Consider the following 12,832-nt stretch of genomic DNA (forward strand, 5'->3'; position numbering starts at 1 on the left):
GATGCCTTCAATCAACCTGCTTCAAGACGCACAGCTTGTGGCCGTCCGGGTCGCGCAAATAGGCGAGGTAAAGCTTGCGATCGCCCAGATCGCGCACGCCGGGCGGGTCTTCGATGGCGGTGCCGCCAGCGACTACGCCGGCTGCATGCCAGGCATCGGCCTGCTCTGGCGTGTCCACGGCAAAGCCGATGGTGCTGCCATTCGCGGCGGTGGCGGGTTCGCCATTGCGCGGACGGGTGACGATGAACACGCCGCCATTGTGGCGATAGGCAACGCGGCCCTTGACCTCGTCCAGCATGCCTTCGCTGCCGCCCAGGGCGGTGAAGGTGGCGTCATAGAACGCCTTGGCCCTGGCCAGATCGTTGGTGCCGATCATGTGGTGACTATACATTGGAATCAATCCTCCACATTGGTGGTGAAAGCACACAGCTTGTTACCGGTGGGATCGCGCAGATAAGCGCCGTAGAGCTTGTTCTCGGCCATGTCGCGGCGACCGGGAGGGCCATCGCACGTTCCGCCATGGGCAAGGCCCGCGGCATGCCATGCGTCGACTTCGGCCTGGTTCTTCGCGCCGAGCCCGATCGTCCCGCCATTGGCAAATGTGGCCGGCTTACCATCGCGCGGCGGGCCGACAGAGAAAAAGCCATTGGCATAATCGCCGTAATAGGCGCGTTCACCCATCCGGTTGCCCACAATGCCCAGCGCGCCGAAGGTGGCATCGTAGAATGCGCAAGACGCCTCTGGATCATTGGTCCCGACCACCAGATGGGTGAAGATGCTCATGAATCAGCGCGGGCCGACGTTGGCGGTGAAGGCGCAGATCTTGTTGCCATCGGTATCGCGCAGATAGGCGCCATACATGTTGCCCGGGCTGTTCTCACGGAAGCCCGGTGCGCCATCGTCGGTTCCGCCATTGGCGAGGCCGGCAGCATGCCAGGCATCAACCGCATCGTAGGACGCAGCCTTGAGGCCAAGGGTCGCGCCGTTGGAAACGCAGGCCGCTTCGCCATTGGCGGGCTTGGCCACCACCAGCGTGCTTTCGGCCGTGGGGAAAACCGTACCATGCGGCAGCGGATGACCTTCCGCGCCCAGTTCCTTCATTGTCGCGGTATAAAAAGCGCGCGATTTCTCGATATCGTTGGTGCCAAGGAAGACATGGTTGATCATTTCGGGGGCTCTCCTCAATTGTCATCCCACGCCATGCGCAGGACTCGGTTTATCACATAGCCGAAAACTTCGGCCTTGTGAAATAATCTAGTTACAAATCTTTTCCTTGCCCCTGTTTGTCAGGAGCAGTGCGGGCGGGACAGGGCCATTGCGCCTGTCCCGCCCTGCAACTCAAAAGACCACGACCGAGCGGATGCTCTCGCCCGCGTGCATCAGGTCGAAGGCGGTGTTGATCTCCTCCAGGCCCATCACGTGGGTGATCATGGGATCGATCTCGATCTTGCCGGTCATGTACATGTCGACGATCTTGGGCACATCGGTGCGGCCCTTGGCCCCGCCGAATGCCGTGCCGCGCCAGTTGCGCCCGGTCACCAGCTGGAACGGGCGGGTGCTGATTTCCTTGCCCGCCTCGGCCACGCCGATGATGATGCTGGTGCCCCAGCCGCGGTGGCAGGCTTCCAGCGCGGTGCGCATCACTTCGGTATTGCCGGTGGCATCGAAGGTGTAATCCGCGCCGCCATCGGTCATGGCGACGATATGCGCGATCGTGTCCTCACGGCTCATGCCCTTGGTGTTGAGGAAGTCGGTCATGCCGAACTTGCGGCCCCATTCCTCACGGTCGGGGTTGATGTCCACGCCGATGATCTTGTTGGCACCGGCAAGCCGCGCGCCCTGGATCACGTTGAGGCCGATCCCGCCCAGGCCGAACACCACCACATTGTCACCCACCTGCACCTTGGCGGTGTTGGTGACAGCGCCCACGCCCGTGGTCACGCCGCAGCCGATGTAGCATGCGGACTGGAACGGTGCGTCTTCGCGGATCTTGGCCACGGCGATTTCGGGCAGCACGGTGAAGTTCGAGAAGGTCGAACAGCCCATGTAGTGGAAGATCGTCTGGCCCTTGTAGGAAAAGCGGCTGGTGCCATCAGGCATAAGCCCCTTGCCCTGCGTGGCGCGGATCGCGGTGCACAGGTTGGTCTTGCCCGACAGGCAGCTCTTACACTGGCGACATTCCGGCGTGTACAGCGGGATCACGTGATCGCCCGGCTTTACCGAGGTTACGCCGCGACCAACTTCGCGCACGATGCCCGCGCCTTCATGGCCCAGCACCGACGGAAAGATGCCTTCGGAATCCAGCCCGTCCAGCGTGTAGGCATCGGTGTGGCAGATGCCGGTGGCCATGATTTCCACCAGCACTTCGCCATCCTTCGGCCCTTCAAGATCGAGCTCCACGATCTCCAGCGGCTTCTTGGCTTCGAATGCTACGGCTGCACGGGTTTTCATTTATCGGAACCTCATTTCGTTACATTTTTTGGCGCATTGCCATTGATATGATCCGGCTGTTGTCAGCCGGCGCTCATCGCCGCCCCGCACATCCGTGTGCGGGGCGGCGGTGGGCATTTCTCTAGCCAGCCGCTGCAGCCTTGGCCTGCGCCTCGTCCAGCGCCAGCTCGGCCGCTGCTATATCCGCATCGGCATCGTCGTTGGGCAGGAACCACAGCAGCAGGGCACCCAGCACTGCGCCTGAACACATGATCAGCGAGACTGTCAGCAGTTCCTCATCGCCCAGCGCCTGAAACAGGAAGCCGGCAATGATCGGCGAGCCCGCTGCGCCCAGACGGCCAACGCCCAGCACGAAGCCGGTGCCGGTGCCGCGGGCGTAGGCGGGGAAGCCGCGCGCGAACGCTGCATAATAGCCCACGATGGCGGCGTTCAGGAAGAACATCGTCAGGAAGGCAGCGACGCGCCAGTCCCACAGTGAATCATGGCCAAGGCCGAAGTAAGCCACTGCACCCACGCCGAGCAGCGCGGCGGCAATAGTCGGTCCCTTGATGTCAAACTGACGCATCACGAAGCCGAACAGGAAGCCGCCCAGCGCGCCGCCGATATTGGCATAGGTCAGGCTGCTGGCCGCATCGGGCTGGCTGAAGCCAGCACCCGCCACAATCGTGGGAGCAAACTTCAGGATGTAGTAGAAGGTCAGCGTGTGGAACATATAGCCGAATGCCAGCAGCAGGGTGATCTTGCGCAGCTTGGGCTTGGCCAGAATGTCGGTCACCTTGGGCTTGGTCCCAGTGTCCTTGATTACCGGCATTGCCGCCACTGCGGACTTGCCGAAAGCCACCAGCGACTTGTTCATCTTCTCCAGCGCGCCTTCGCGGCGGCTGGCGACGAAATACGCTGGCGTTTCTGGCACCAGCAGCATCACCAGCGGGATCATCACGGCGGTTACGACCGAGCCGAACAGGAACACCGCCCGCCAGTCATAATCGACCAGCAGCCAGCCTTGCGCGGCAAAGCCACCGATCACGCCGCCCAGCGGATAGCCGATGACATACAGCGCCATGGACATGCTGCGACCGGTCTTGCTGGTGACTTCGGCCACCACAGCATTGGTCGCGGCGAGCATGCCGCCGATGCCAAGCCCGGTGATGAAGCGCCAGATGGTGATTTCCAGAATGGTGTTGGACGAATGCGCAAACCACATGCCGATGGCCATGACCACGAGGCAGGCGAGCATGGTCAACTTGCGGCCAAACTTGTCAGCCATGCCGCCCAGAATAACCGAGCCGAAGCCCATGCCGACCAGCTCTGCAGACAGCATGATACCCAGCTCTGCGCGCTCCACGCCCCAGTCTGCGGCGATGCCCGGTGCCGCAAAGGCACTGGAAAGCACGTCGAACCCATCCAGTGCGTTAAGCAGCACCATCAGGAACACGACAATGACTTGCCGCGTCCCCATCGGCGTATCATTCATCACGGCTACAGGGTTGCCCCCGGCAGGTGCTCCGGCCATTCGTTTGGTCCTCTCTCTAATCCTTGCGGTCTTCAATCGTGGATTCGCGCCAGCATTTCCACCAGTTTTTCGATTTCCTGCTCAGTGAAGCGGCTTTTCAGCCATGCCTCATGCGCATCAATGCACAGTTTAGCCTGTTCCAGCGCCGCTTCGCCGCCAGCTGTGAGGTAGAGCGCCTGCTTGCGCCCGTCGCTGCTCGACCGCTCCCGCCGCAGGTAATCGCGGTCCTGCAGGCGGTTGACGATGGTCATGGTGGTGGCGCGGTCCATCCGCAGCAGATTGCCCACGTCGATCTGGGCGATTCCCGGGTGGTCCCCCACCAGCCACAACATGCTCACCTGCTTCTGGGTCAGCTCCAGATCGGCAAAGGTCTCGGTAAAATGGCGATAGACGGCGCCATGCGCCAGACGGATGTGGAAACCCAATATGCCGTGCAGAGCACCAAGCTCCACACCATTGCCCTGGGCCTCATTGCCCTGGGTATCGTCGCCTCCGGAATTGTCATCGATCAATGCAGGCTGCGCCAAAACGGTGTTCCCATCCCCCCTTAGGCCAGATCAATGGCCGTATTGCCTATTTGTTAGTAGAGCATACAATTATGCGCAAGGAGAGGACCCAAATGGCGCAGTTCCCAGATACCCCGAGCTTCACCGGTTTCAACACGCCCAGCAGGGTGGAGGCCGATATTCGCGACCTTCAGCACACGGGTACGATCCCGGCCGAGCTGGATGGCGCATTCTTCCGCGTGCAGCCCGATCCGCAGTTTCCGCCCATGCTGGGTGACGATATCGCCTTCAATGGCGACGGCATGATCACCCGCTTTCACTTCCACGATGGCCAGTGCGATTTCAAGCAGCGCTGGGCGCATACGGACAAGTGGAAGGCGGAACGGGAGGCGGGCCGCGGCCTGTTCGGCATGTATCGCAACCCGCTGACCGATGATCCCAGCGTCAAGGGCATGATTCGCTCCACCGCCAACACCAATGCCTGGATCTATGCCGGCAAGTTGTGGGCGATGAAGGAAGATTCGCCCGCGCTGGTGATGGATCCGGTGACGATGGAGACCGAGGCGTTCGAGACATGGGAAGGCGCGATGAAAAGCCAGACCTTCACCGCCCATCCCAAGATCGATCCGCACACCGGCAACATGGTCGCCATCGGCTATGCCGCGTCAGGCCTGTGCAGCGACGACGTGTCCTACATGGAGGTCAGCCCCGACGGTGAACTGGTGCGCGAGAAGTGGTTCAAGGTGCCTTATTACTGCATGATGCACGACTTCGCGATCACCGAGGATTACCTGGTGCTGCACATCGTGCCTTCAATCGGATCGTGGGAACGGCTGGAACAGAAGAAGCCGCATTTCGGCTTTGACACCACCATGCCGGTGTACCTGGGCATCATCCCGCGCCGCGATGACCTGAAGGATGAGGATATCCGCTGGTTCAAGCGCGACAACTGCTTCGCCAGCCACACGGTCAACGCCTGGCAGGATGGCACCAAGGTGCATTTCATCGTGCCCGAAGCGAAGAACAACATGTTCCCCTTCTTTCCCGATGTGCACGGCGAACCGTTCAACGGCATGGAAGCGATGAGCAAGCTGACCCGCTGGACCGTGGACATGGCCAGCAATGGCGAGGATTTCGATTCGATCACTCCGCTGACCGAAACCGCGAGCGAATTCCCGCGCATCGATGACCGCTTCACCGGGGTCAAGAACCGCTACACCTGGGGCCTGGAAATGGACATGAAGCGCCCGTGCGAGCTGAAAGGCGGCAGCGCCGGCGGCTTCCTGATGAATTGCCTGTTCCTGAAAGACCTTGAAAGCGGAGCCGAGCAGCATTGGTGGTGCGGACCCGTATCATCGCTGCAGGAACCGTGCTTCGTGCCGCGCACCAAGGACAGCGCCGAAGGCGACGGCTGGATCGTGATGCTGGTCAACCGGCTGGAGGAACACCGCACCGATCTGGTGGTGTTCGACGCGCTCGATATCGAGAAGGGTCCGCTGGCGACAATCCAGTGCCCCATCCGCCTGCGCTTCGGCCTGCACGGCAATTTCGCCCGCAGCGAAGACATCGGGCTGACGGCAAAGGTGCTGGAAGCGGCTTGAGTAACCCATTGAGTCATTGATTTGTGCCCGCGCAGGTTGCACCTGTGCGGGCATGACAACAGACCGCGATCCGCCCACCTTCTGGCTCACCGACATGGATGGCGTCCTTGTGAAAGAGGGCGAGGCTATTCCCGGTGCGGCTGAATTCATCGCCAGATTGCAGGAGAAGCAGCGCCGCTTCCTCGTGCTGACCAATAATTCCATCTACACCCCGCGCGATCTGGCGGCGCGGTTGGCGCAGGCCGGGCTGGATGTGCCCGAGGAATCGATCTGGACCAGCGCACTGGCCACTGCCGGCTTTCTGGCGGCGCAGCATCCCGGCGGCAGCGCCTATGTGATCGGCGAGGCGGGGCTGACCACCGCGCTGCACGATGTCGGCTACACCATGACCGATACCAACCCCGATTACGTGGTGATCGGCGAACTGCGGTCCTATTCCTTCGCCGCGATCACCAAGGCGATCCGGCTGATCCAGAAGGGTGCGCGCTTCATCGCCACCAATCCCGATGTCACCAGTCCATCCCCCGAAGGTCCGCTGCCTGCAACCGGCGCAGCGGCGGCGATGATCACCAAGGCGACGGGTGCGGAGCCATATTTTGTGGGCAAGCCCAACCCGATGATGTTCCGCTCCGCCATGAACCGGATCGATGCCCATGCCGGGGCCACCATGATGATCGGGGACCGGATGGATACCGATGTGGTCGCCGGCATAGAGGCCGGGCTGGAGACGATCCTGGTGCTGACCGGATCGACAAGGAAGGAAGACGTCGCCCGCTTCCCCTATCGCCCCAGCCGCATTCTCAATTCCATTGCCGACGTGGTGGAGCTAGTCTGACGAAAATAACACGTACGGGGGGATGACATGATCGGAATTGGAATGCCGCGGGCAAGGCGGCTGGGGTTTGGTCTGGCAATGCTGCTGGCCGTTTCGGGATGCGAAGCGCAGCAGGATATCGATAATGCCCCGGTCGAAGCCGCCGCAGACGAGGCCTTTGGCAGCCTGCCACCCTCTGCCGCCACCATCGCCATGCGCTGGCAATTGCTCAATCCGGACGTCAACAGCTTCACATTTCGCAATACGCAGGATGTCTTCGCCTTCCGCATGGTGGAAGCGCCTGCGGATACGTGGGAATTGTCGCGCCGCGAAGGTTTCACCATGCCCGCCGCCACGGTTGCGGGCGAGGACGCGGATTACGCTGCATGGGCGGACCGCACATTCACCAATGGCTTTATCGTCCTGCGCGATGGCGACGTGGTGTTTGAGGATTACCGCAACCGGATGACGGCAGAAACGCCGCATATTGCCTTTTCCATGTCCAAGACGCTCACCGCCATGCTGGTGGGGCAGGCGCTGGACCGCGGCGAGATTGCCTCGCTGGATGACCTGGTCAGCACCTATGTGCCGGAGCTTGCGGGCGGCGCTTACGGGCGGGCGACCATCCGCAACATTCTGGAAATGCGGTCGGGCGCGGATATCCTGGAGCGTTATGATTTCGGCGAAAACCCCAGCCTTGCCGGGCTGATCCACCAGACTGCGATTGTAGAGAACAAAGCCCGCTTTGCCGATTTCGCCGTTGATCTTGGAAACAGGGCGGAGCCGGGGGCGCAGTTCAACTATGCCACGCTCGATACTGCCGTGCTGGGCTGGATGCTGGAGGAGGCAACCGGCCAGAAGCTGGAAGATCTGATGGAAAGCCGCATCTGGCAGCCGATGGGCGCAGAATTTGACGGCCATTTCCTGGCAGATGGACCTGTGGGTGAAGGTCGCGCGCTCAATGGCATGGGCTTCAATGCGACATTGCGCGATTTTGCCCGGCTGGGGCAGGTGATGCTGGCTGGTGGCATGGCGGGTGACACGCGCATCCTGCCCGAAGGCTGGGTGGACCAGATGACCGTGATGAAGCCAACCGGCGCGCCTTTGCCCGGTTATGGCCTGCAGACATGGCAGGTTGATAATGAGCCGGGTGCCTTTGCTGCTGTCGGGTTGGCGGGGCAATATATCTATGTCCACCCGGCCAGCGGCACGGTCATCGTCAAGCTCAGCTATAACCCGCCAGCGGAACCTGAATGGCTGGATGGCGAGGTTCTGGGCTATTTCGCCCGCGTGGCAAATGCGCGCTGATTGGTAATAATGGATTACAAGCGATAACCGATACAGTTAATGAATTGGGGATACTGAGGGGAGTGCGCTCATGATCAAGCCAGAACTGGAATTCGTTTATGAAGCGGGCGGCGAACTGGAAGCCCCGCGAGAGATCGGGCCGGTGGTGGACGGCACCCGCCGGATCATCCCGATATGCCCCGGCGGATATGTGAAGGGGCCCAAAATCTCCGGCAAGCTGATGGGCAATTCTGCCGACTGGCAGCTGACCCGGCCAGACGGTGTGACCGTGGCCGATGCCATCTATGCCATAGAGACCGACGACGGCGCGCTGATCCAGATCCGCAACAAGGGTCTGCGCCACGGCCCGCCCGAAGTGATGGACCGCCTGCGCCGGGGGGAGGATGTCGATCCGGCGGAATATTACTTCCGCACCGTGCCAGAATTCATCGCCCCCACAGGCCCCTATGACTGGATGAACCGGTCAATCTTCGTGTGCAGCGGCGCGCGCTATGCCAATTCAATCAAGCTGTGGGTATGGCGGGTGACCTGACCGTTCAGGCGATGCGGATATCCAGCAGCGTCGGGCGGTCTTGCGCAAAACTCCATTGCAGCGCCTCGTCCAGCGCGTCCACGCTATCCACCAGCCTTGCGGCCAGACCTTGAGCCTCGGCCAGCTTGACGAAATCGAGGCCGGTCAGATCGCAGCCCGGCACGTGGTTCATGCCAAACTCGCCGGAAAACCCGGTCAGCGCGGCATAGGCCGAATTGTTCATGATGCAGAAGCTGACATTGGCCGCCTCATCCCGCGCGGTGAACAGGCCCTGGATCGTGTACATGGCCGCGCCGTCACCCAGAATGGCGATGACCTTGTCATCCTGACCCAGCGCCACGCCCACTGCTGCGGGCAGCGAATAGCCAAGCCCGCCGCTGGCGCAGGAATAGAAGCCGCCCTCGCGCGTGATCGGCAGGGTCACATGCTCCGGCCCGCGCGATGTGGGCGCTTCTTCCACCACCACGGCATTCTTCGGGCGCAAAGCGGCAATACGCTTGAGCACGTAGGATGAGGTCATTTCCGGCGCAGGGTCGATCAGCTGGTGCGTGGCGCCGGCAAAGGCGCGCGCGGGCAGGCGCTGCGTCAGCATGGAAAGTCCGGCGCTGATATCGCCCAGTACCCCGCCGCCGCCCGGCAGGTTGGACAGGTGCTTCGGATCATCGGACAGCGCCATCAGCGCCGCACCTTCGGGCCAGTGCGGACCGCTGCCCTCCACGTGATAGGTGAACACCGGCGCGCCAGCGACCAGGATCGCATCATGCGGAGCCAGCGCATCGCGGATCTGATCGCGCCAGGCGTTGAGGAAGCCGGCAAATTGCGGGTGATCTTCGGGGAAAGTCTCCCGCGCGGCATAGGGCGCGGACCAGACCGACAGGCCGGCTTTTTCGGCCAGCGCGATCGCATTGTCCCACGCGCCGGAATTGGCTGCGGACGTGCCGATCACCAGCGCCGGATTGCGCGCACCTTCGATCATGGCGGCGATCTTCTCGATACCGGCAGGATCGGGGAAAGTGCGCAGCGACAGGTCGGGCAGGGCGGGCATGTCGCACTCCCGCTCCCAGTCATCGACCGGGATGGACACGAACACCGGCCCCATCGGCGGGGTAAGCGCCACGGCAAAGGCGCGCGCAAGGGCCAGCGGCACATCCTGCGCGCGGGCAGGCTCAATCGCGAACTTGACGTAGGGGCGCGGAAATTCGGTCGGCCGCTCCGCCCCAAGGAACGGATCGTATGGCAGGATGGAGCGCGCCTGCTGCCCCGCCGTCACCACGATCGGGGCGTTGTTCTTGTAGGCGGTGAACAGATTGCCCAGGCTATGGCCGGTGCCTGCGGATGAGTGCAGGTTGACCAGCGCAGGCTTGCCGCTGGACCGCGCATAGCCATCGGCCATGCCCATCACCACCGCCTCGTTCAGGCCCATCACATAGGGGAAAGGCATGGCCTTGAGCATGGGCAGCTCTGTGCTGCCGGGATTGCCGAACAGCCGGTCCACCCCGAAATGGGCGAACACGGCGAAGGATGCTTCACGGACATTGGTCATGGTCAGATCTGTTCCCCGCCAGCGCGCGCACGCTCGACCATATTGGCCTCATCCCTGCGGAAGCGCACCAGTACCGCCAGCAGCAGCACGATAATGAATGGCACCACCACGTTGACCGAGATGATCGCCTGCGCCAGGTCGCCGCCGTTCTGATCGGCCACGATGCCCACGAAATACGGGCCGAGGCCAAGGCCCAGCAACGTCTGGATGATCATGTAGGTGGAGAAGGTGATGCCCCGCATGCGCGGCAGCACCAGCCCCAGCATCAGTGCATAGGCAGGCGGCAGCCACAGTGTCAGGATCAGGCTGTAGACGATGAAGCGCAGGTAGAAATCGCTCACTGTTTCGGCGTTATAGGCCCAGATGCCGAAGAAGGGTGAAATCGCCAGCGACCCCAGCACCAGAAACACCATGCCGCGCTGGCCCAGCTTATTGGCCAGAAAATCCGACATCGGCCCGGCGGCCAGTGGCCCCAATATGCCAAGTCCGGCCGCCAGCAAGCCGAACTGCACGCCAGCCTGCGCCTGCGAAAGGCCGAAATCGGTGATCAGCATGGTGGGGGTAAAGGCCATCACGCCGTAATTGATCGCGGTCTGCAATCCACCCACCACCATCAGCATGATCAGCGACGGGCTGAGGATCACCTTGTAGGCGGGCAAGTCCTTGAGCTTGAAGCTCTGGAACAGGTTGAGCACCACGAAGGCGCCGAACGCGGCCACGCCCCATTGCAGCCAGTGCGGATCGATCGCCAGTCCGTAAATATCCAGCGACGGGCGCGGGGAGAAGCTCTGCGTCAGCCGCACCAGCGCAAGGCAGGACAGCAGGATCACGGCGAGGCCGATCAGATTGGTCGCCCATTGCTTCGCGCTCGCATCGCGCCGCCACAGGTAATACCAGTTGGTGCCCGGCGTGACCGATCCCAGAACATCGGCGCTGGCCCTGAAGGGATGCGGGTCTTCGGGCGTGACCAGCCCGTCCATCGCCCCGCGAACAGGCTCCTTCATGCGGTAGATCAGATAGGCTAGCGGAAAGCCCGGCAGGGCGGCGACGATGAAGGCGAACTGCCAGCCGGAAAAGCCCAGCGGTGCATTGCCATCGGGGTAAATCTGGTTCCACCATTGCGCCACGATACCGCCCAGCGCCATCGACAGGCCAAGGCCGATGGCCAGACCCACGCCCAGCCCGGCCATGCCGATGCCGCGGCGGGATTTGGGGAACATGTCGAATATGATCGAATTGGCAGCGGGCTGCGTCGCGCCTTCACCAATGCCCACGCCAAGGCGCGAAATGGCCAGCAGCGCAAAGCCCCCGGCAAAGGCGGAAAGACCGGCGAAGAACGACCATGTGGCCAGACAGATGGCCAGCAGCTTGGTGCGCGTCCAGCCATCGACCAGACGGCCCAGCGGCAGCGAGAACAGCGCATAGAACAGCGCGAACACGGTGCCGTAGAGCAGGCCGATCTCGGCATTGCCGATGCCCAGATCCTCACGAATGTCATTGGCGAGGATGGACAGGATCTGCCGGTCGAGCAGGCTCATCGCCTGCGCAGCCGAAACCAGCGTCAGCGCATACCAGCCAGCCTTGCTGATCTTGTTCGTGACCGGCGCCTTATCGTTGGCGGTTGTCGCCATTATTGCCCTCTCCCACCCGAGATACCTGCCTTGCGAAAGGCCGGTTGTCAGTTCTTCAACGCGCTCGCAATTGTCTGCGAAATTGGTGTTGTCGCTCGTCCGGTCAGCCCGCTCAGCGTGCGGCTGTCATTCTCCAGCGCGCCCTTTGCCGTTGCCGCTGCCGAGTTGGCGACGACGGCGGCGATGTAACCGGGCAGGCCAACCTGCTCCAGCGATTTGGCATATTCGGCTTCGGGCATGTCGACATATTTGATCGGCTTACCTGCCTGCTTGCTGACTTCGGCGGCGAAGTCTTCCATCGTCCAGCTGGTGTCTCCAGCCAGATCATAGGTGGTGCCGCCTTCGCCCTTGACCAGAACCACGGCAAGGCCAGCGGCCAGATCGGCGCGGCTGGCGGACGATATGCGCCCCTGTCCCTGCGCCCCGGTGATCACGCCATGTTCCACCTGCGGAGCGAGCGAGCCGATGTAATTTTCGTTATACCAGCCCATCCGGCACAGATCGTAATCGATGCCGCTGGCGGCCAGCGTTTCCTCGGTCGCCTGATGCTCGCGCCCCAGCTTGATCGGCGTGGTTTCGGCCTCGAGAATGGAGGTATAGGCGATGTAATCCACGCCAGCTTCCTTTGCGGCGTTGATCACATTGGCATGCTGGCGCGGGCGTTCACCCAGCGCGCTGCCGGAAATCAGCAGCAGGCGATCAACGCCTGCCAGCGCAGCGGGCAATTCCTCCGGCTTGTCATAATCGATCGCTCTGACGGTGACGCCCTTGGCAGCATAATCAGCCAGCTTGGAGGTATCGCGGCCAAACGCCACGATGTCGCTCGCGGCGACTTTCTCCAGCAGCTCATTCAGCACGAATTTGCCCAGCTGTCCGCTGGCACCGGTCACGCCATATGTCGTCATCATCTCACTCCCCAACACCGGCCCGCGA

Annotated in this window: 13 protein-coding genes; 4 read left to right on the forward strand and 9 right to left on the reverse strand. The window is 62.2% G+C overall.

All coding sequences use genetic code 11. The features are described from left to right. Positions 1 to 7: 7 nt before the first annotated feature. The 6 genes from GRI32_RS00800 to GRI32_RS00825 all read right to left on the reverse strand — a co-directional run bounded on the left by GRI32_RS00800 (position 8) and on the right by GRI32_RS00825 (position 4,476). A complete protein-coding gene (locus tag GRI32_RS00800) occupies positions 8 to 391 on the reverse strand; it encodes a VOC family protein (RefSeq protein ID WP_160589236.1) in 384 nt (127 codons plus the stop codon). Positions 392 to 396: 5 nt separating this feature from the next. Next, positions 397 to 777 carry a VOC family protein gene (locus GRI32_RS00805; protein ID WP_160589548.1) on the reverse strand — a complete coding sequence of 127 codons (381 nt, stop codon included), beginning with the start codon at positions 775 to 777 and terminating at the stop codon, positions 397 to 399. 9 nt (positions 778 to 786) lie between these two features. Then, entirely contained in the window at positions 787 to 1,167 is a 381-nt protein-coding gene (locus GRI32_RS00810; RefSeq protein WP_160589237.1) for a VOC family protein, read from the reverse strand. Positions 1,168 to 1,338: 171 nt separating this feature from the next. Next, on the reverse strand, positions 1,339 to 2,451 hold the full coding sequence (locus GRI32_RS00815; RefSeq protein ID WP_160589238.1) for an S-(hydroxymethyl)glutathione dehydrogenase/class III alcohol dehydrogenase: 1,113 nt from the start codon (positions 2,449 to 2,451) through the stop codon (positions 1,339 to 1,341). A gap of 121 nt (positions 2,452 to 2,572) precedes the next feature. Further along, the gene (locus tag GRI32_RS00820) at positions 2,573 to 3,964 is read right to left on the reverse strand and encodes an MFS transporter (RefSeq protein ID WP_202385879.1); all 1,392 of its coding nucleotides are present in this window, start codon (positions 3,962 to 3,964) and stop codon (positions 2,573 to 2,575) included. Positions 3,965 to 3,996: 32 nt separating this feature from the next. Beyond that, complete coding sequence (locus GRI32_RS00825) at positions 3,997 to 4,476, reverse strand: Saro_0803 family transcriptional regulator (protein ID WP_202385880.1); 480 nt, start codon at positions 4,474 to 4,476, stop codon at positions 3,997 to 3,999. A gap of 107 nt (positions 4,477 to 4,583) precedes the next feature. On the opposite strand from GRI32_RS00825, the gene GRI32_RS00830 reads away from it, so the two are divergent. The 4 genes from GRI32_RS00830 (at position 4,584) to GRI32_RS00845 (ending at position 8,725) form a co-directional block, all read left to right on the forward strand. After that, the gene (locus tag GRI32_RS00830) at positions 4,584 to 6,071 is read left to right on the forward strand and encodes a lignostilbene-alpha,beta-dioxygenase (protein WP_160589239.1); all 1,488 of its coding nucleotides are present in this window, start codon (positions 4,584 to 4,586) and stop codon (positions 6,069 to 6,071) included. A 52-nt stretch (positions 6,072 to 6,123) separates the two neighbouring features. Further along, complete coding sequence (locus tag GRI32_RS00835; protein ID WP_160589240.1) at positions 6,124 to 6,906, forward strand: HAD-IIA family hydrolase; 783 nt, start codon at positions 6,124 to 6,126, stop codon at positions 6,904 to 6,906. Positions 6,907 to 6,933: 27 nt separating this feature from the next. Beyond that, on the forward strand, positions 6,934 to 8,193 hold the full coding sequence (locus GRI32_RS00840; RefSeq protein ID WP_160589241.1) for a serine hydrolase domain-containing protein: 1,260 nt from the start codon (positions 6,934 to 6,936) through the stop codon (positions 8,191 to 8,193). A gap of 70 nt (positions 8,194 to 8,263) precedes the next feature. Then, positions 8,264 to 8,725 carry a DUF3237 domain-containing protein gene (locus tag GRI32_RS00845; protein ID WP_160589242.1) on the forward strand — a complete coding sequence of 154 codons (462 nt, stop codon included), beginning with the start codon at positions 8,264 to 8,266 and terminating at the stop codon, positions 8,723 to 8,725. Positions 8,726 to 8,729: 4 nt separating this feature from the next. On the opposite strand, the gene mdlC is transcribed toward GRI32_RS00845, so the two are convergent. Genes mdlC through GRI32_RS00860 form a run of 3 tightly spaced genes read right to left on the reverse strand, consistent with a single transcriptional unit; the run spans position 8,730 to position 12,807 of the window. Then, complete coding sequence (mdlC, locus tag GRI32_RS00850; RefSeq protein WP_160589243.1) at positions 8,730 to 10,268, reverse strand: benzoylformate decarboxylase; 1,539 nt, start codon at positions 10,266 to 10,268, stop codon at positions 8,730 to 8,732. A 2-nt stretch (positions 10,269 to 10,270) separates the two neighbouring features. Next, positions 10,271 to 11,899 carry an MFS transporter gene (locus GRI32_RS00855; RefSeq protein ID WP_160589244.1) on the reverse strand — a complete coding sequence of 543 codons (1,629 nt, stop codon included), beginning with the start codon at positions 11,897 to 11,899 and terminating at the stop codon, positions 10,271 to 10,273. 47 nt (positions 11,900 to 11,946) lie between these two features. Continuing rightward, positions 11,947 to 12,807: an SDR family oxidoreductase gene (locus GRI32_RS00860; RefSeq protein ID WP_237437299.1), complete on the reverse strand. Its 861-nt coding sequence runs from the start codon at positions 12,805 to 12,807 to the stop codon at positions 11,947 to 11,949. Positions 12,808 to 12,832 lie beyond the last annotated feature (25 nt).

Origin of the sequence: Alteraurantiacibacter aestuarii (assembly GCF_009827405.1) — a bacterium.
Classification (GTDB): Bacteria; Pseudomonadota; Alphaproteobacteria; order Sphingomonadales; family Sphingomonadaceae; genus Alteraurantiacibacter; species Alteraurantiacibacter aestuarii.

Coding starts and splice junctions, on each gene's coding strand:
- GRI32_RS00800 (WP_160589236.1), bottom strand. CDS start 391: ATGTATAGTCACCACATGATCGGCACCAACGATCTGGCCAGGGCCAAG.
- GRI32_RS00810 (WP_160589237.1), bottom strand. CDS start 1,167: ATGATCAACCATGTCTTCCTTGGCACCAACGATATCGAGAAATCGCGC.
- GRI32_RS00815 (WP_160589238.1), bottom strand. CDS start 2,451: ATGAAAACCCGTGCAGCCGTAGCATTCGAAGCCAAGAAGCCGCTGGAG.
- GRI32_RS00820 (WP_202385879.1), bottom strand. CDS start 3,964: ATGGCCGGAGCACCTGCCGGGGGCAACCCTGTAGCCGTGATGAATGAT.
- GRI32_RS00830 (WP_160589239.1), top strand. CDS start 4,584: ATGGCGCAGTTCCCAGATACCCCGAGCTTCACCGGTTTCAACACGCCC.
- GRI32_RS00835 (WP_160589240.1), top strand. CDS start 6,124: ATGACAACAGACCGCGATCCGCCCACCTTCTGGCTCACCGACATGGAT.
- GRI32_RS00840 (WP_160589241.1), top strand. CDS start 6,934: ATGATCGGAATTGGAATGCCGCGGGCAAGGCGGCTGGGGTTTGGTCTG.
- GRI32_RS00845 (WP_160589242.1), top strand. CDS start 8,264: ATGATCAAGCCAGAACTGGAATTCGTTTATGAAGCGGGCGGCGAACTG.
- mdlC (WP_160589243.1), bottom strand. CDS start 10,268: ATGACCAATGTCCGTGAAGCATCCTTCGCCGTGTTCGCCCATTTCGGG.
- GRI32_RS00855 (WP_160589244.1), bottom strand. CDS start 11,899: ATGGCGACAACCGCCAACGATAAGGCGCCGGTCACGAACAAGATCAGC.
- GRI32_RS00860 (WP_237437299.1), bottom strand. CDS start 12,807: ATGATGACGACATATGGCGTGACCGGTGCCAGCGGACAGCTGGGCAAA.